The organism is Bradyrhizobium sp. USDA 4486 (assembly GCF_054057995.1).
On record NZ_JBSRZV010000001.1, the window covers coordinates 7,316,093 to 7,335,157 of the forward strand.

Here is a 19,065-nt window from a genome sequence, read left to right on the forward strand (position 1 = left end):
AACGCAGATTCTGACACAGACGCGGGGATGTGCCCAGTGTAAGCTGCGGTGCCGGCCATAGCACGGCGAAGAAGCGGCGCGGATCGTCTGCTGAGACTTTCTCACAATCATTGGTTTATGCCCGCCCAGCGCTCTCGGAACAGGGGCGCTGCTGTGGCGCGTCAGCCGCTGACAGCACATCGCTTGATCCAGCGCATCTATGTCACTTCGTGCCGAACTTCGCTTCGGTTTGACTGCGCAACGCTCAGAGTACGCAGCTTGCGGGTCACCAAGGCGCGGATGATCTAGTTGGAGCAGGTCGGCGGCTTTGGTCGCCCAGCCCGTCGCCGATTGGATCATCGATTATCTTTTCATGCACGTCCATCGCTTCAACCTAAGAAAGAGAACCCAGGCATAGCCGCTCGCGCTTGCTTCCCGGCATCCGGCGCAGGCCAATTGCTGTAGTAGCTGTCATGTTGTGTCTAGTCGAAAGCCGACGATCTGGATGCACCCTCGCGCAGCTTTGGCCCTGCGCAACCGCATGCTGAATTGTTGCGAGGCCGTTTTTTCTCCGACCGAGTAACCGACCGTGCTAATGAGATGGCGTTTCGCGCGCAGAAATGGAGCGCGCCCCGTAGGTCAACCGAGTGATCCAGGACAATGCGAGCCGAGATCAATATCGCGAGAAGTCGATCTTGGCTAGCGCTTCACCCGGATTACGAATGGCGCCGCCGTTGCCGCGGTGGTCGGATGGCTCGGTGGTGCAATCGTGCTTCTTTAGCTGGCTGCCGTCTTGGTGCGGCTGGCACTCGTCGCCACCAACATGCTTGGAGTGGTCCAACCGGCTGTCCTCCGAGTAGTTGTCCGTCCCGGCATGATGCGCGTTATCGCGCGTGCGGCCGTGATCGGAGCAGGCATCGTGGCCCTCGCCGGCCGATGCGGCCTCGGCCGATCTTGCACCCTCTACGGCAAGCCTGGTGGAACCAGCATCGCACGCGGGAGCCGCCGCTGGGCTGGGGCTTGCAATCCTGACTTGGGACGGCTCACTCGCCGAGGTAAGATGGATGATCATATCCGCTCCCTCGGTAATTTCGGGCCGGTGCGCTACGCTCACCCGCGTCATGTTCAGCTGCCGGAGATTCGCATTGATTTCTTTTTCCTTCTCGGTGTCGAGATGTGCCGTGCCCTCATCCAGAAACAGGATCTTTGGTCGGCGATAAAGCGCGCGCGCAAGCAGTACTCTCTGCTTCTGCCCGCTAGACAACGAGCTTCCCATGTCACCGATGAGGCTGTTGTAGCTCATCGGCATTGCCATGATGTCGTCGTGAATGCCGGCAATCCGCGCGCACTCGATCATCCCTTGCAGATCGAATGTTGTGTCAAAAAAGCAGATATTGTCGGCAATCGATCCTGATAGCAATTGATCCTCCTGCATCACCGCGCCAATTTGCTCGCGATAAGCCCGCGGTCCGATCTGGCCCAGCGGAAGGCCGTCGATCAGAACTTCTCCGCTCGTTGGCTCGAGCAGTCCAAGCATAATCTTGACAAGAGTTGACTTGCCGCAGCCCGACGGTCCCATGATCGTCACGAATTGTCCGGGAGCGACGCACAGATTGACATTACTAAGAATCAGAGACTCTCCTTCTGCATAGCGGAAGCACACGTTGCGCAGTTCGATCGCGCCGCGAATCTGTCGGAGATACGACAGGTCCCGATCGTGCCCACGCTCCAGCGGAGTGAGCGCAATGTCTGCGAGACGCTCCAAATGCAATCCGAGAATGCGGACATCCACCAGCTTCTCTATCAGCAGCGCTGTCCGCTCGGCGAACTGCAGCTTGTAGCTGACAAACGCGAATATCATGCCAACCGTGATGAGGTTGTCCAGTGCGAGGCGAGCCGCGAGGTAGATTGTGATGACGTTTTCGAGGCCGAAGATCGTGTCGTTCATCGCTTTGAAGCTGATCCTCGCGCGACCAAGCCGCACGACGGCATTTATATACGCAGCATAGCGGTTCAGCCATTGGCTTTCCCGTTCGTTCTCTCGGTTGAGCAACTTTAGGCTTTGTACCGCACGCACGGTTTCGATGAAGGTGGAATTCTCGTCTGCCTTACTGTGAATGGCCGCTTCGCTTCGTTGTCGGAACATTTTGAAAAGTGCGAGCCGCAAGCCGGCATACAGCGCGAATGCGAGCAGCACGACAAGTCCGAGCTGGACGCTGTAGGTGAACATCAAGGCCAGCATCAACACCGACATGAGCCCGTCGATCAAGCCCGTGATCAGTCCCTCCGCGAGCACGTTGCGGATCGGCTCGATCGAGTTGAAACGAGAAAGGATGTCGCCGATGTGCCGCTTTTCGAAGAATGAGAGTGGCAAACGCACTAGATGATGAAACAGGCGGGCGCCGATTTGAAAGCTCAAGGTGTTCTGCAGAACAAGAATAATGAACGAGCGTGTCGCGGCTGACGCGACCCGTATCAGGAGAAGGAGCGCGAATCCTAGCCCGAGTACGACCAGGAGATCGACGTCCCCTCTGGCTATGACCTCGTCAACTGTGAGCTGCATGTAGAACGGGGCGGCAAGGAGAAGAATTTCGATGACAACTGAGAGAACAAATATTTGGGCGAGCGCATGAGTGTTTCCGTTCATTCCGCTCCAAAATACCGAGAACGGCAATCGCACTCTCTCGTCTGTGCGGCAGAACTCTTCAGTTGGCGACAGTTCGAGCGCGACCCCGGTGAGATGTCTAGATGCTTCAGTGAGGGGAAACCATTTCTCTCCGCCCGCCGGATCGTGCACCACAATCCCTTTCTTCCTGTACGCTTTCAGTACAACGAAATGAGCCATGTCCCAGTGCAAAATGGCCGGCAGACGCAACTGGCAGAGATGGCCCATTTCGATTCGCAGCGGCCGGCATGCCAGTCCCAGGTGAGCTGCTATCTCCATGAGGTCGCGGAGAGTGACGCCTTTCAGGGATACTGGATGCCGGCGCCGCAGGCTGTTCAAGTCCGTTCGATGACCATGATAGGACGCTACCATTGCGAGGCAGGCGAGCCCGCATTCCGTCGCCTCCGTCTGCCTGATGACCGGAAGGAATCTGCGTCCGCTGAAATTCAGTAGGCTTTGCATGCGCTACATCCTTGCGCTTAACACCGGATCAAGCAGCCACCTCATCAGGGAGCGCTGCTCAAGGATAACGTCGGCCCTAAGCAGCATGTCCGGCTGAAGCGGCATCTTCCGGCCATAGGCGTCGATGTCGGGCCGCTCGAGCGCCGCAGTCACACGGTAAGCCGGTTCCTTGAGGGTGATCGGCCCGGTCGTTTCGTTGGCGGTCAGAATGGTGTGAGAGACTTTTGTCACGCTGCCGCGGTAGGTGCCGAATTTCTGATACGGAAATGCATCGTAAAGTATCCTAACGTGCTGGCCGGGGCGCACAAAACCAAACGCGCGCGTCGGAAAGAACAGCTCCGCCTGCAACTGCGCATCAACGGGAATGATTTCGAGCTGCATATGCCGTGGATCAGCGACCTGGCCAACAGTCGCCTGCAGCGTGGACACGCGCCCATTCGTTGGTGCCCTGATGACGTAAGCCTGCCGCCCGTTCACCTCGGCGATGCGCTGTTCGATCGAGGAGAGATCATTGCGCAGCACCCGGATCCTCTCTGCAGTAACGGTCGGGAGTTGCTCGAGTGTATGCTGAGCGTCTGTCAATTGGGTGCGTCGCGCGATGATCTGCTGATCGAGCGATACCACGCTCTGTTTTTGCTCAAGTGCAGCCTGTTCGCGGCGCTTCAGCTCAATCGCTGGCAATGCTCCGCTCGCAGTTAGCTTGGCGCCGGTTGATACGAAACCCTCCGAAAGCTTCAGTCGCTCGTTTTGGATGTTTCGCTGGTCCTCGAGCTGAGCAATCTCTGCTTCAATCCCTTGGATCGTGGAAGCGAGGCGATCCCGTTCCGAGGCGGTTCGGCGATCTTCCGCATCGATTTGTCGCTCGACCACATTGCGTTGCTGGGTCAGCACTCCAAGTACGGTGGCATTGACGTCGTCGCCATTGGCGGTGATTTGGGAAGTGACTACGGTCAGGAGCGGGTCACCCTCCGCAACCTCCTGCCCCTCCTTCACATGTATGCCTTTGATGAAACCCTGTTGTGTTACGAAAATCTTAGCCGTGCCGGAGGTAGGCGTGAGATACCCGGAGACGGTCTCCTTGCGTGCGTATTGCGCGATGGAGAGAAAACACAAAATGAGTACAACGAGCGCTCCAACGCTCCAGCTAAGGAGCGTGCTCGATAGCGGTTGCAGCAATACGACCTCTCCCCAGCTATGGCGCTGACGTAGAAAGTCGATTGCTTCCTGGCGAAATAGAGCTGGTCGAGCCGCCATGGATGCACCTAGTTAGCTTTCGTTCGTTACGTTAAGGGCTACGCGCGATATCTCTCTCAACTCGATAGCTTCCGCCGCGCCACGGCTGCGAACGGTACCCCACAATGCGATGGAGAACCGCGCCTCATTATCGGGAAAGTGGTTGGCCCAGCGTCCGGGCCGAAAGAAACTGACCTGCGACGGCAGTGCGGCAGCGATGTAGCTCATTGTAGCTCGCTCCTGCGGCCCCCTGGGCGGCGCTGCACCGCCCAGGGGACGAGCAGATTGGGTCGCTACGTTCTTTGGACGGCGACGTTTCCAGCTCCAACCTGAATCGCGACATTGTTGTCGTTGAGGAATCCGATGCCGACGAGGCCGCCAATGCCGCCGTTGTTTTCGTTTCCTCCGCAACAACGATGGCCGCCACCGCCTGCAACCAGATCGAGTTCCTGATCAGACAGCTCCATAGGATGAGTAAACTTGTCCATCTTCTCCATGTTGGTCTCCTTTCGATGTAAGTGGTGGGATATCGCTGTGACTGCTGCCACGTTCTAACTAGTTGCAAGGCGTAAATCTGGATGCACTGTCGCACAATTTTTCTGTGGGATGACCGTCGCGCAAATTCGCGCAAATTGCTGTGTGGTACGTGCTACGCGCTCGTCCTCATCGTGAATCGACAGCGACGAAAGCATGGCGCCTTGAAGTTCGGGGTCAGTGCGGTTTCGTCTGAGTGAGTTGGACGTTCTGATTGACGATATCTTCGATGGCGGCGGCAGAAATGCGAGATCGTGTCTTCCGAAGGAAAATGCGTTGCGACGCCATGGGCTGGTACGCCCCCGAGAGGCGGCATGGCTTCCATCGATAGCCGCACTCATCGCAATAGCGGCGCACGTCACCGCTCCGATGAGCAGCGCAAAGGCTTGCAGTCGTGACAGTGTGAGCGCGTTGCGGGCAGGTTTGTATTTTGTATAGAGGGTGGAAAATGTGAGGGTAGCGATACCGATCTTTTTGAAGGGCTGCGATTGACCCTCGAAGACGTTACACAGTATCGAAGTTGGATCCGATGCCTGCTCTGAAGTCGTAAAACGCCAATTAGCGGACAGTGCCACCCGGCGGCGGCCGCTGCGGCTCTCTTCGAAAAAGCCGCCGCGCAAAATGACAACGTCGAAGACGTTTCGCTCGAGAACATGGCGTCAGTCCGCAAGCGGCCGCGGGCAAACGTGGTTTGCAACGGCTTCGGCGGGCCTGAACAATACGAATGACGGGCCGCCTCCAACTCTCTCCGAACAGAGGCAATTCACGTTGCTGCTCGCGGCCGGCTCACCGAGCTAGCGAGCTTGATCCGTTTGCGGCCGCTTACACTGTCGACCACGTCGCGTTTTGGCGATTGGAAAAATTTTTGAAAAATTTCCGGAACGAAAGTCGACTGTGTTGACTTGAGTTAGCCGATTTCGATTTAGAACTTGACAATTTTATACTGCAGCAATTCGAACGCAGTAGGCAGTCTCCCTGCGCGGGAAGGGTAATAGCGTACCTGCTTTATGAGGGGTGACTTCGACCATGCCCCATCCATGCGTTGGTTTCACGAAGCCAGAGTCTCGCTCCGGTGCGGCGCGGCATAACACCTATCGTTGCGAGACAGCTCTTAATTACGAGATGGCGCTTCTTGACTGCGCCTCGGGATCGCAGTCGGCCCTCGGCAAAATCTACGCCCGTGAAAAGGAGCAGTTGCGCGCGATGGCGCACCGCATCGTCCACGACAGGTCGCGTGCGGAAGACGTCGTCCACGATGCATTCGCGCAAATTCTCCGATACGCCAAAAACTTCGATCCTGCCCGCGGATCCGCGCGAGGCTGGATCTACACAATCGTCCGCAACACGGCACTCAAGATGCAGGAGAACGCCAGGCGCGAATTCGCCCTGGAGGACGAGACATTGAACGCCATCTGCGCGCGCAAACAGACCATCCGGAACCCCGCCGCCTCTATCCCAGATAGCATGACGCTCAGGACCATGCTCGATCAACTCGAGCCAAAGCGCCGCGCGACCCTGCTTCTGGCGATCGTCGACGGGCGCACACATGAAGAGATCGCCGAATACCTCCGGGTTCCAGTCGGAACTGTCAAGGCGTGGATCCGGAGAGAGCTCGTGGCCCTGCGGCGGCAGCTCGCATAAGGCGTGAAATTATTTTTCGCCGCTGCATCCATCGGTGTGCGTCGGCGACAGTAGGGGTGACGGTCAGTGATCCGGGGGCATGTGCCCATGACGCATGCCCTTGCCGTCGCAAACCTGCAGGGAGGAACGCAATCATGTCTATCCTGAGCAGCATTACGAGCATTTTCGGGTTGACAAAGAGTTTGGGGATCGGTGTCCCAACGCAGGAATGCACGCCAAGCAAGCCCGACGACTGCAGCGACGGCAAGCAGTCCAAGTGGAATGACGATCATGGGGGGCGCGGCGTCTACTCGAAGAACGGCGACAACGACGAGTATTCCAAGCTTGGCGGAAAGGATGGCTCGTCGACAGATGGCCCGGGCGACTACTCCAAGTATCATGTTGGCTGGACGGACGCCAAGGACCACAACTATCAGCCGAAGGATTCTTGCGACCTTCGGTCCGACGACGCCGGCGGGGGTGACACCTATGGTAATCCCGGCGAAGCGCTGGCCAGGTTCGATTTCTCGCATGGTGATTTCGGCTCGCACGGTCCGGATCATGTGAGTGACATACACGGCGCGCTCGCTTCGATGTCGTCCGACGATGCGCTCGAATACGCCATCGGCCAGATGGGGCCGGTGGACGCGGATCACGTCGACGTAGGGCATTTCGACGCGGCAACGGACACGTCACACAACACGGATGCCTGATGCGCCGAAAGAGCGGCGCCCGGCGGTGAATGCCGCCCGGTGCGAGTTGCTTTGTAACGAACGAGTTGAACGGTGGCGATCATGAACGATGTAGAAAAGCGTGAACTGTTCGAACAAGAGCGAAAGATCTTCGAGGCTGGGTCGCAGCGTTTGGACAAGCGAATCGGCTCTTTCAGCTTCTTAACCTGGCCGTTCTTCATTGCCATTGCCCCCTTGATCGCTAGAGAAGAGTTTCTTGCTGCCACGTTCAATTCCGCGACGGCCGAGGAGGAGGATGCGAAAGCCGCTCAGGCAGGCGCGCCGCACGTGACAAACGATGTTCAGCCGATGGATGATGCGCGGAAAACGAGTGCAGAGGATGAGATGGCCAAGGGAGCCGCCCACTCGTCGCAGGCGCATGCGACCCAGCTCGATCCGATTGGACTTCAAGCGGAGCTACATGAAGGGGCGGCCACGCCGAGCTCCTCTCGCAGTGAGGCTGTCGCGGCCGCATTGGGCGGGGACGGCGGAAGCGGCGATGATGCCGATTCCCCCGAGCAGGACGCTCCAATCTCAATCGACGTCAGTTCCGTCAACGCGCTGTCAGCGAATTCCCACCTCGGAAACAGCCAGCTGCTTGGAATGGTCGGCAATTTCGACAACGGCGCGGGGGGAGGGACCGCGCCGGTCGAGACGGCGGCGCAGCCGGTGCTCACGACCGTGGCGGACGCCGCCGGCACGTTGGCAAGCGACCTGGCCGGCGCGATTGCGCCGGTGGAGGCGACGGTGCAGCCGGTGTTCACGACCGTGGCCGATACCGCCAGCATGTTGCCTCACGACATGGCTGGTGCGATCGCGCCGATCGCGGCCGAGGTGCAGCCGGCGCTTACGACCGTGGCCGACACCGTCAGCACGTTGCCCTACGACATGACTGGTGCGATCGCGGCGCAGGTGCAGCCGGCGCTCACGACGGTGAGCGACACCGCCGGCACGCTGGCAAGCGACGTGGCCGGCGCGATTGCGCCGGTGCAGCCGGTGCTCACGACCGTGGCCGACACCGCCAGCATGTTGCCCTACGACATGGCTGGTGCCATCGCGCCGACCGCGGCGGAGGTGCAGCCGGCGCTCACGACGGTGAGCGACACCGCCGGCACGCTGGCAAGCGACGTGGCCGGCGCGATTGCGACGGTGCAGCCGGTGCTTACGACCGTAGCCGACACCGTCAGCATGCTGCCCAGCGACGCGGCCGGCACCATTGCGCCAGTCGAGGCGGTGGCGCAGCCGCTGCTCACGACGGTGAGCGACACCGCCGGCACGCTGGCAAGCGACCTGGCCGGCGCGATTGCGCCGGTGGAGGCGACGGTGCAGCCGGTGTTCACGACCGTGGCCGATACCGCCAGCATGTTGCCCTACGACATGGCTGGTGCGATCGCGCCGATCGCGGCGGAGGTGCAGCCGGCGCTTACGATGGTGAGCGACACCGCCGGCACGCTGGCAAGCGACGTGGCCGGCGCGATTGCGCCGGTGCAGCCGGTGCTCACGACCGTGGCCGACACCGCCAGCATGTTGCCCTACGACATGGCTGGTGCCATCGCGCCGACCGCGGCGGAGGTGCAGCCGGCGCTCACGACGGTGAGCGACACCGCCGGCACGCTGGCAAGCGACGTGGCCGGCACCATTGCGCCGGTGGAGGCGGCGGTGCAGCCGGTGCTCACGACCGTGGCCGAGACCGTCAGCATGCTGCCCAGCGACGTGGCCGGCACCATTGCGCCAGTCGAGGCGGTGGCGCAGCCGCTGCTCACGACGGTGAGCGACACCGCCGGCACGCTAGCAAGCGACGTGGCCGGCACCATTGCGCCGGTGGAGGCGACGGTGCAGCCGATGCTCACGACCGTGGCCGACACTGCCGGCACGCTGGCAAGCGACGTGGCCGGCGCAATTGCGCCGGTGGAGGCGAGGGTGCAGCCGGTGCTCACGACCGTGGCCGACACCGCCAGTACGTTGCCCTACGACATGGCCGGCGCGATCGCGCCGATCGCGGCCGAGGTGCAGCCGGCGCTTACGATCGTGAGCGACACCGCCGGCACGCTGGCAAGCGACGTGGCCGGCGCGATTGCGCCGGTGGAGGCGACGGTGCAGCCGGTGCTCACGACCGTGGCCGACACCGCCAGTACGTTGCCCTACGACATGGCCGGCGCGATCGCGCCGATCGCGGCCGAGGTGCAGCCGGCGCTTACGATCGTGAGCGACACCGCCGGCACGCTGGCAAGCGACGTGGGCGGCGTGATTGCGCCGGTGGAGGCGACGGTGCAGCCGGTGCTCACGACCGTGGCCGACACCGTCAGGATGCTGCCCAGCGACGTGGCCGGCACCATTGCGCCAGTGGAGGCGGTGGCGCAGCCGCTGCTCACGACCGTGAGCGACACCGCCGGCACGCTGGCAAGCGACGTGGGCGGCGTGATTGCGCCGGTGGAGGCGACGGTGCAGCCGGTGCTCACGACCGTGGCCGACACCGCCAGTACGTTGCCCTACGACATGGCCGGCGCGAAGACGGGTGCAGATAGCCAGTCGACCTTGTTGTCGCAAATGGCTGCATTGGACAGCGCCGGCGCTGACACCCTTGACAGTTCGCCAGCTCTTGAAATCACGGAGTCGGCGCTGGCTACGCGTATTGCGACCAGTGACGAGCCGGAGCTCGCCAATGTAGCTGGCGATGCCGTTGCGACTGCCGCACCCGTTGATATGATCGAGCCGGCGCTCACCCCAACGGCTGCCATCCTGACCAATCCGAGCAGCGACGCGCCACATCCGGCCGACGCCGCGAACGCGGCCAGCGACGCTGTTGCGAATGCCGCGCCGATCGCTGACCCGACCGAACCGGTGCTCACCCCAACGGCTGCTGCTTTGACCAGTCCGAGCAGCGACGCGTCACATCCGGCTGACGCTGCGAACGTGGCCAGCGACGCTGTTGCGAATGCCGCGCCGATCGCTGACCCGACCGAGCCGGTGATCACCCCGACGGCTGCTGCTTTGACCAGTCCGAGCAGCGACGCATCACATCCGGCCGACGCTGCGAACGTGGCCAGCGACGCCGTTGCGAATGCCGCGCCGATCCCTGACCCGACCGAACCGGTGCTCACCCCAACGGCCGCCATCCTGACCAATCCGAGCAGCGATGCGTCACATCCGGCCGACGCTGCGAACGTGGCCAGCGACGCTGTTGCGAATGCCGCGCCGATCGCTGACTCGACCGAGCCGGTGCTCACCCCGACGGCTGCTGCTTTGACCAGTCCGAGCAGCGACGCATCACATCCGGCCGACGCCGCGAACGCGGCCAGCGACGCTGTTGCGAATGCCGCGCCGATCGCTGACCCGACCGAGCCGGTGCTCACCCCGACGGCTGCTGCTTCGATCAATCCGAGCAGCGATGCGTCACATCCGGCCGACGCTGCGAACGTGGCCAGCGACGCTGTTGCGAATGCCGCGCCGATCGCTGACTCGGCCGAACCGGTGCTCACCCCGACGGCTGCTGCTTCGATCAATCCGAGCACCGACGCGTCACATCCGGCCGACGCCGCGAACGTGGCCAGCGACGCCGTTGCGACTGCCGCACCGATCGCTGACTCGGCCGAACCGGTGCTCACCCCAACGGCCGCCATCCTGACCAATCCGAGCAGCGATGCGTCACATCCGGCCGACGCTGCGAACGTGGCCAGCGACGCTGTTGCGAATGCCGCGCCGATCGCTGACTCGACCGAGCCGGTGCTCACCCCGACGGCTGCTGCTTCGATCAATCCGAGCACCGACGCGTCACATCCGGCCGACGCCGCGAACGTGGCCAGCGACGCAGTTGCGAATGCCGCGCCGATCGCTGACCCGACCGAGCCGGTGCTCACCCCGACGGCTGCTGCTTTGACCAGTCCGAGCAGCGACGCATCACATCCGGCCGACGCTGCGAACGTAGCCAGCGACGCAGTTGCGAATGCCGCGCCGATCGCTGACCCGACCGAGCCGGTGCTCACCAACACAGCTACCGCTCCGGCCGATCCGAGCAGCGACACGTCACATCCGGCCGACGCCGGGAATGTAGCCGGCGACACTCTTGCCAGTGCAGCGCCTGCCAATGCAGCGCCGGTGGTTGATACGACCCTGGACTCCAGCAGTGCTCCACCCCCCGGATCCGCCGACACCCTTCTCGCGCTCGCCACCGCAACTGACGCACCGAACCAGGGTCCTACATCCGCGAACTCCGTCGCGGACAATGTGGCAACGGGCACGTCGAATGCCGCGGCGACCGTCGATCCGAGTGCCGTCTCTGGCGATGTGATCGCCTTGAACGACACCCCACCCCCTCCCTCAAATGCGCTGTTCACCGGAAGCCAGTATACCGACTATGGCGTCACGCTCAGCAGCGACACCGCGGTTCCCCTCCAGAATGCTGTCTCTCCGGGGGACGCCGCCTCGGCTCTCGACACCTCGGGGCCAGTGGTTGCCGATGTCCAAAAACCCGCGCCGCCGCCTCCTGACAGCGTCGACACGACTCAACCGATCGATCACATTGCACCTCACGACGCCATCCTGTAGTAGGAGGCAAACATGGCGGCCGTCGAGACACTGGACAATCCGCCGCGCAATGTTCCTGCAGATCACCTTCGTGTCGCACCCGGCGGCAAACCCCGCGACTATGTCGGACCTGTTAACGCGCTGGCCACCTGGCGTTCGGTCGCGCGCACCAACCTGATAGCGGTCGCGGCATTTTCGCTCGTTGTGAATCTGCTGATGCTCACGCTACCGATCTACCTGTTCCAGATATCTGATCGCGTGCTGACGAGCCGCAGTCTCGAGACCCTGCTGATGCTCTCGGCTCTCGCGCTGGCGTTCATCGGCGTCCTCTCGATCGTCGACATTCTGCGTCGGCAGGTGCTGGGGCGTCTTGCAACCAAGATGGAGGCGGTGCTCGGCGGCGCAGTGCTGGCGAGTAGCATCAATAACGCCAGGGCCGGCGAGGGCGGGACCATTCAGGCGATCCGTAGTCTTCATCAAGTGCGGGGCTTCATCTCGAGCCCTATCATGCTTCTGCTGATGGACGCGCCGCTCTCGCCCCTCTACTTCGGAGTCATTTTCCTCGTTCACCGGCATCTCGGCTGGATCGCAGTCGTATCGGGCTTGGCTCTTGCGCTGATTGCGCTGATCAACCAGAAAGCGACCTCGGAACGTTTGAGCGAGGCAGGCCTGCACGCCGCAGAGGCCGATGCGGCGGCGGAGTCGCTGGCCCGAAATTCGCAAGTAATCAATGCCATGGGAATGCTGAGCGAAAGCATTCTGCATTGGGGCCAGCGGCAGGCGCCGGCGCTGACGGTTCAGAGCCAGGCGCTTGACCGGAATTTCTGGATTAGCGGTGCGTCGAAGTTCGTCCGGCTCGTGGCCCAGATTACGATCCTCGGCACTGGCGCCTATCTGGCCCTCCACGCCGAGATCACTGGGGGCATGATGATCGCGGCTTCGATCATTGCCGGACGCGCCCTGCAGCCGCTCGAGGGTTTGATCGAGGGATGGCGCAGCTGCGTGCAGGCGCGATCGGCGTACGCGCGCGTCAAGCAGGCAGTCGAGTCATTCCAGCGCGAGACGCCCAAGCTGCGCTTGCCCAAACCGCAAGGGCGCCTGAGCGTTGATCGGGTCTTGTATCTGCCGCCCGGCTCGAAGGAGCCGATACTCAATGGCGTATCGCTTGACCTGGCGCCAGGAGAATCTTTGGCCATTGTCGGACCGTCCGGATCGGGCAAGTCAACGCTCGCGCGCATTCTGGTGGGCTGCCTGGTGCCGACCGCTGGCAAGGTCAGACTGGACGGCACGGAGCTGCGCAACTGGGATCGCCGCCAGTTCGGGGAATATAGCGGCTACCTGCCTCAGGAGGTCGAGCTATTTCCCGGCACCATCAAGCAGAACATCTGCCGCATGCGCGACGACCTGCCTGATGCGAGCATTTATGAGGCGGCGATGTTGTCCGGCATCCACGATATGGTCTGCCAGCTGCCGCAAGGTTACGAGACCGTGCTCGACCGCGGCGGCGGGCCGCTCTCCGGCGGGCAGAAGCAGCGCATCGCGCTCGCCCGGGCTTTCTTCGGTAGTCCGTCCCTTGTCGTGCTCGACGAGCCCAATTCGAATCTCGACGCGGCTGGCGAGCAGGCTCTGACCGAGACCCTGCAGCGCGCCAAGAGGCGGGGGGTCACTGTGGTGGTCGTAACCTTGCGCCCGGCGCTCCTGAACAGTGTGGATAAAGTCCTCATCCTGCGGGCCGGGCGCGCGGAAGCATTCGGATCTCCGAGCGACGTGTTGCATCGCCTGGTTCGCTCGCCGGGCGGTGCCGGCGGAGATAAGCCGGAGCAGCCGCAACGGATGGAATCCTCGGGCCGGTGACGAGTGCGGGAGGATGGCATGAGGGCGGAAAACGACCGTATCGGCGAATGGTATCGTGACGTTCCGTTGAGCGCCAAGTGGCCCATCTTCACCGGCCTTGCCATCCTGGTAGTTTGGCTCGGGTGTTTCGGCCTTTGGGCGGCAGTCGCTCCACTGAACAGTGCGGTCGTCGCCTCGGGTACGTTCGTGGCAACCGGACAAAACAAGCTCGTTCAGCATTTCGAGGGCGGCATCATCCGCGAGATTGCGGTCAATGACGGTGATATCGTCGAGGCGAACCAGGTCCTCGTTCGCATGGATGACACTGCTGCCAATGCCAAGCTGAGGCGACTGGTCTTGAAGAAGTATCGGCTCCTCGCTATGAAGGCGCGTCTTGAAGCTGAAATGAGCTCTTCGGATCATATCGAAACTCCGGTCGCATTCAGCGAGAGCGCACGCGATCCGGAAATCAAAGCGATTCTCGAGCGGCAACGTGCCGAACTCGGGGCACGTCGGGCTAGTCTGATGACCGAGGAAAGCGTTCTCGTCAAGCAAATTGCCGGGCTGGAGGAAAGCATTCGCGGATATCAGGCGCAAGTGCAGTCCACCAAAGAGCGCATTGCCTTGTTCGCCGAAGAGTTGAAGGACAAGAACTCGCTCCTTGGTCAGCAGTTGGTCCGCAAGTCAGATGTGCTGGCACTGCGGCGCTCCGAGGCAGGCCTCGGGGGAGATCTCGGCGAGTATCTCGGCCGCATCGCGGATGCGAAGGAGCGGATCGCTCAGGCGAATGAAAGAATAACGCAGCTCCATGCGACGGCGCTCCGCGATGCGACCAAGGAGCTGCGCGAGACCGAGGCGGATCTGGACGACGTCGATGAGCAGATCCGCGCCGCGCAGGACGTGGTCGACCGGATCGATGTTCGTTCGCCAGTCCGGGGCATCGTGGTGAAGAAGAACTTCCACACGCCAGGCGGCGTCGTCTCTCCCGGCGCCGTGATCCTTGAGCTTCTACCGATCGGCGACGAGCGCATCATCGAAGCCCATGTGAATCCCAAGGACATTTCGCACGTGAGCATTGGCCAAGAGGCGCTGGTGCGGCTGTCCGCGCTCAACCAGCGCATCACGCCTATGGTCGCAGCGAGCGTTATCTACGTGTCAGCGGACGCCTTGGCGGCGGAGCAAGTACAGGTGAAGACCGAAACCCGCTCCGACGGCGACACGCGTCGGGAATTCTATGTCGTTCGGGTGCGTTTGGACCAAGACGATATTCTAAGGCGCATGCCTGAATTCATTCCGACGCCCGGGATGCCCGCCGACGTCTACATCAAGACTGGAGAGCGCACCTTTTTCGAGTACATCATGAAGCCGGTCCTCGACAGCTTCTCCCGCGCTTTCCGCGAAACCTGAAATGGACTAACAGCGGCCGCATAGCAGCGCGCTCCGCGACGATGGCATGCCCCGACCGCTCCATTATGCCCGTGCTCGGATCCGAGGGTGGAGTCGCCGTGACGAGTTTTGACGAGTTTTGCGAACTTGCCGAAAAGACCTGTGACGTCACCGTCGGATAGTGTGCGTTGCCGCTAACCAGGAAGGGACGGGTCGCGCGTCTCCTCGAGAACACCGCAGCGAAATCGCAACGAATTGAGCGAAACGAACGTGAACAGAACGCGACCGACGGGCCTGCCGTATCAAAAAGCCAATGACTTAGAAGATGCTCACTGCGTTCGGGACGCAGAGGGTGCAGGTTCGCTAATCCGCGGAACTCGATTTACAATTCGACGGTAACCTATTGATCTGTACAGGCAGGTTCGCACCGCTTTTTACATCTAAGTACCTGTCGTTGTTCATCAAACATCTGACTCTCAATCAGCTGTTCGATCGGCACGCACAATGTCGCACGGAGCGCGTCGTTTCCCGAACAGCTCGCGGGATGAGCACCGCGCTGGCGGGGCTCGGGAGGTCGCCGGTCGAGCAGGCGTCCGGTGGCACGGGAGGGCGCTCCGCTCATGCCAGCACCTCCCGGGAGGTCGGCCGCTTTCCACGAGCTTTCCACGTTGGGGCCAAAACGCCGGAAAATGGCGCCGAACCGGACGGCACGGGACGAAACGGAAGCGTTTTGAAATCAACGAGATACGCCTGCGGGACCTTCCTTGACATGGTAGGGGTCACAGGTTCGATCCCTGTCGTGCCCACCACGCGTCGCGTTCGGCTTCGCGTGGCCCAGCCTGGAAGATTGCGGCGAAGCGTGTCCGGCGTATCCTAGAGCGCGTAGACGGACTGGCGCGTCTTGCTCGGTATCGTGGAACGCCCGAACGCCATCCGGCATTGTTCCGCCATGCCCAAAGCCTCCGCAAAAACCTTCAAGCGCGGCGATCACGTCAGCTGGAATTCAGAGGCCGGCCGCGTGCGCGGCCATATCCTGCGGGTGCACACCAAGGACGTTGACTACAAGGGGCACACGCACCATGCGAGCCCGGATGATCCGCAATACGAGATCAAGAGCGACAAGACCGATCACGTCGCCCTGCACAAGGGCCGGGCATTGCGGCGGCTGCGTAGCTGAGCGGCACGAGGCGAGCTGACGGGCTGCCCATGGCTCATCCCTTCTTCACCATCGGCCATGCCGCGCGTTCGCTCGAGGAATTCGCCGGACTGTTGCAGGGCAGCTCGGTCACCTTCGTCGCCGACGTGCGCACAGTGCCCCGATCCCGCACCAACCCGCAGTACAATCGCGAGACGCTGCCGCAGTCGCTGGCGGTCGACGCGATCGGCTACGAGCACATCGCCTCGCTCGGCGGCCTGCGCGGCCGCAAGGGTGAAGTGCCGCGCGAGACCAACGCCTTCTGGCAGAACGACAGTTTTCACAATTACGCCGACCACGCCATGAGCTCGGCCTTTCACGAAGGTCTCGTTCATTTGCGCAGCCTCGGGCGGATGCAGCGCTGCGCCATCATGTGTGCAGAAACATTGTGGTGGCGGTGCCACCGCCGTATCATCACAGATTATCTGCTCGCGGCCGGCGAGACGGTGTTTCACATTCTGGGACCCGGGCAGGTCAAAGAGGCCGAGATCAATCCGGCCGCGCGCGTCATGGCTGACGGCCGCCTATCCTACCCCGCGCAAAATTAGCCAAGCGTCGACGCCAGAGTTATGCTCGCCGGCATCCAGGCGAGATATCTTCCAGAGACGCGAGGCCGCACATGAGCGTGTCCGTCATCGAGCAGGCGAAAATCCAGGCGCAGGTGCTGGTGCCGCTGGTCAAGGCATTGCAGGCCGAGCTCGGCGAGGCGCGCGCCAATGCGCTGGTGCGCAGGGCGCTCGGCGATCTCTACCGCGGTTTCGGCGAGGAATTCTGGAAGGCCAAGAACACTGCGAACAACGAAGTCGATCTCGGCAAGACCGTATCTTCGGCGTTCAGGACCTACGCCCGCGACGACGCGCTCAGCTATGAGGTCATCGAGCAGACGCCGGACGCGTTCGCATTCGACGTGACGCGCTGTGCCTATGCCGAGTTCTACAAGGCGCTCGGTGAGCCGGAGCTTGGCTTTCTCCTGGTCTGCACCGCGGACTTTGCGACCGCCGAAGGGTTCGGCCCCGGCGTCAAGCTCACGCGTACCCAGACGATCATGCAGGGCGCCTCTCATTGCAATTTCCGCTATCGGCGCGATGGAGGCAGGTCACAGTGAAGGGACTGCAAATGACGCGGGCTGGCTGTCTTGCCCTGGCGGTGATGGCGCTGATGGCGTCGCGCGCCGAGGCTGCGATCATCGACTGGCAGGCCGAGCTCCAGCGCTGCCGCGAGCTGCGCCAGAACGTGGCGCCGCTGCTTCAGGCCGGCGAGGGGATATCCGCCGTCGGCCGCTCCAACCGGTCTGTCCGTCGCTGCATCTGGATCCAGCGCATGGCGGTGCGCAAGAAAATACCGGGCGCGGAGGTGTGGTAGTACTCCGTCATTGCGAGCCAACGGGTCCGCGCGAAGCGCGGACCCGTTGGCTCGCAATGACGATGTGGAGACAGTGACGCGTTCTGTCACCATCACCCCTGAGGCGCTCGCCTCTTCAGCGGCCCTCGAAGGGCGACGGCCCCGCTGCATCCGGGCTGTTCACTCTTCGAGGCTCGCGGTGCGAAGCTTCGCATCGCGCGACGCGCACCTCCAGCGACAACCGCTTGGCGGTTGCGCGGGGATGACCGGGCCGGCATGATCACTCCACCAAATACTTCCTCACCGCCGCCTCGTCCCACGCGATCCCGTTCCCCGGCTCCTCGCTCGGCAGCGCAAAGCCGTCCTTGATCTTCAAGCGCGTCGTCAGCACCGCGTCGGCCCAGTCGACATATTCCAGCCAGTGCGCTGATGGCGTCACGCAGAGCAGGTGCGCGCTGACCTCCGAGAACAGGTGCGTCGACATCTCGATGCCGGCGGCGTGGGCGAGCGCGGCGGCGCGCAGCCAGCCGGTGACGCCGCCGATGCGCTGCACGTCAGGCATGACGTAATCGGACGCCTCGGCGGCCAGCGCCGCCTTCATCGAGAACGCGCTGTCGAAATTCTCGCCGATCTGGACCGGCGTGCGCAGCGCGTCCGCGATGCGGGCGCAACCCTCGTAGTCGTCGTGGCGGATCGGCTCCTCGATCCAGGTCAGGCCCTCGTCGTCGAGCATCTCGCCGCGGCGAATGGCTTCGGTGACCGTCAGCGCCTGGTTGTAGTCGCACATCAGCGTCACCTCGTCGCCGACGGCCTTGCGCACCGCGCGCACCACGGCGAGATCGTCCCGCGCGTCGGGCCGGCCGACGCGGATCTTTGCGGCGTGAAAGCCTTCGGCGAGCAGCTTGTAAGCTTCTTCCACTGCAGCGCCCGCCGGCATGATGCCGAGGCCCTTCGAATTGTAGGCGCGCACCGGCTTCGGCGCGCCGCCGAGCAGGCGCGCCAGCGGCAGGCCGCGTGTGCGGGCCAGCGCGTCCCATGCCGCCATGTCGATACCGGATTGCGCCAGGCGCTGCAGGCCGGCAAGGCCAAGCAGCGTGAAGCGCTGGGTCAGCTTGCGCTCGATCTCGAACGGCAGCAGCGCATCGCCGGCGACGAGCTCTGACATTTCCGCGACCATCGCGGTCAGCGGCTTCAGGGCCGAGGGCGTGATCGCAAACAGATAGGCATGCCCCACGGCGCCCTGGTCGGTCTCGCAGTCGATCAGCACCAGCGGCGCCTTCGCGACCGTGCCGGTCGAGGTCTGGAGCGGCAGGTTCATCGGCACGATCACGGGGCGCGCATGGAAGCGCTTGATGCGGATGTCGGTCATTCCAAGATCTCCCGGCGGCGTGAATGCAGGTTCAAGCCGATCTTAAACATTCATTATGAAACGAAAAGGTGGCTGCTGCGACCACCATATCTCGATCCCGCCGTGGTGAAGTCAGGCAACGCCGCCCGCGTGCGCACGCTCCTGGGAAAACGCGCTGGCCTCGCTCAAGCCGGCGTGACGGGGGGAATAGTCG

General features: G+C 62.5%; 14 protein-coding genes. 9 read left to right on the forward strand and 5 right to left on the reverse strand.

Translation table 11 applies throughout. The features are described 5' to 3' along the window. Positions 1-652: 652 nt before the first annotated feature. From ACVWY3_RS34555 to ACVWY3_RS34570, 4 genes are all read right to left on the reverse strand, one after another. Positions 653-3,106: a peptidase domain-containing ABC transporter gene (locus ACVWY3_RS34555; RefSeq protein ID WP_456842440.1), complete on the reverse strand. Its 2,454-nt coding sequence runs from the start codon at positions 3,104-3,106 to the stop codon at positions 653-655. A 3-nt stretch (positions 3,107-3,109) separates the two neighbouring features. Beyond that, complete coding sequence (locus tag ACVWY3_RS34560; RefSeq protein WP_456842441.1) at positions 3,110-4,282, reverse strand: HlyD family efflux transporter periplasmic adaptor subunit; 1,173 nt, start codon at positions 4,280-4,282, stop codon at positions 3,110-3,112. Positions 4,283-4,372: 90 nt separating this feature from the next. Continuing rightward, positions 4,373-4,567: a hypothetical protein gene (locus tag ACVWY3_RS34565; protein ID WP_456842442.1), complete on the reverse strand. Its 195-nt coding sequence runs from the start codon at positions 4,565-4,567 to the stop codon at positions 4,373-4,375. 65 nt (positions 4,568-4,632) lie between these two features. Then, the gene (locus tag ACVWY3_RS34570) at positions 4,633-4,836 is read right to left on the reverse strand and encodes a hypothetical protein (protein WP_456842443.1); all 204 of its coding nucleotides are present in this window, start codon (positions 4,834-4,836) and stop codon (positions 4,633-4,635) included. Positions 4,837-5,995: 1,159 nt separating this feature from the next. On the opposite strand from ACVWY3_RS34570, the gene ACVWY3_RS34575 reads away from it, so the two are divergent. From ACVWY3_RS34575 to ACVWY3_RS34615, 9 genes are all read left to right on the forward strand, one after another. Next, positions 5,996-6,514 carry a sigma-70 family RNA polymerase sigma factor gene (locus ACVWY3_RS34575; RefSeq protein WP_456842444.1) on the forward strand — a complete coding sequence of 173 codons (519 nt, stop codon included), beginning with the start codon at positions 5,996-5,998 and terminating at the stop codon, positions 6,512-6,514. Between the two features lie 134 nt (positions 6,515-6,648). Beyond that, positions 6,649-7,206 carry a hypothetical protein gene (locus ACVWY3_RS34580; RefSeq protein ID WP_456842445.1) on the forward strand — a complete coding sequence of 186 codons (558 nt, stop codon included), beginning with the start codon at positions 6,649-6,651 and terminating at the stop codon, positions 7,204-7,206. 72 nt (positions 7,207-7,278) lie between these two features. After that, the gene (locus tag ACVWY3_RS34585) at positions 7,279-11,769 is read left to right on the forward strand and encodes a beta strand repeat-containing protein (RefSeq protein ID WP_456842446.1); all 4,491 of its coding nucleotides are present in this window, start codon (positions 7,279-7,281) and stop codon (positions 11,767-11,769) included. A gap of 12 nt (positions 11,770-11,781) precedes the next feature. Continuing rightward, positions 11,782-13,602: a type I secretion system permease/ATPase gene (locus ACVWY3_RS34590; RefSeq protein WP_456842447.1), complete on the forward strand. Its 1,821-nt coding sequence runs from the start codon at positions 11,782-11,784 to the stop codon at positions 13,600-13,602. Positions 13,603-13,620: 18 nt separating this feature from the next. After that, positions 13,621-14,988, forward strand: coding sequence for an HlyD family type I secretion periplasmic adaptor subunit (locus ACVWY3_RS34595; protein ID WP_456842448.1), 1,368 nt, complete (start codon positions 13,621-13,623; stop codon positions 14,986-14,988). A gap of 928 nt (positions 14,989-15,916) precedes the next feature. Beyond that, complete coding sequence (locus tag ACVWY3_RS34600; protein ID WP_456842449.1) at positions 15,917-16,144, forward strand: DUF2945 domain-containing protein; 228 nt, start codon at positions 15,917-15,919, stop codon at positions 16,142-16,144. Positions 16,145-16,173: 29 nt separating this feature from the next. Continuing rightward, on the forward strand, positions 16,174-16,710 hold the full coding sequence (locus tag ACVWY3_RS34605; RefSeq protein WP_456842450.1) for a DUF488 domain-containing protein: 537 nt from the start codon (positions 16,174-16,176) through the stop codon (positions 16,708-16,710). Positions 16,711-16,781: 71 nt separating this feature from the next. Further along, positions 16,782-17,267, forward strand: a complete 486-nt coding sequence (locus ACVWY3_RS34610; protein WP_456842451.1) for an L-2-amino-thiazoline-4-carboxylic acid hydrolase — start codon at positions 16,782-16,784, stop codon at positions 17,265-17,267. Positions 17,268-17,278: 11 nt separating this feature from the next. Next, entirely contained in the window at positions 17,279-17,524 is a 246-nt protein-coding gene (locus ACVWY3_RS34615; protein WP_456843531.1) for a hypothetical protein, read from the forward strand. 259 nt (positions 17,525-17,783) lie between these two features. Here ACVWY3_RS34615 and ACVWY3_RS34620 read toward each other — a convergent pair whose 3' ends face one another. Next, on the reverse strand, positions 17,784-18,872 hold the full coding sequence (locus tag ACVWY3_RS34620) for an enolase C-terminal domain-like protein (RefSeq protein WP_456842452.1): 1,089 nt from the start codon (positions 18,870-18,872) through the stop codon (positions 17,784-17,786). Positions 18,873-19,065: the final 193 nt, after the last annotated feature.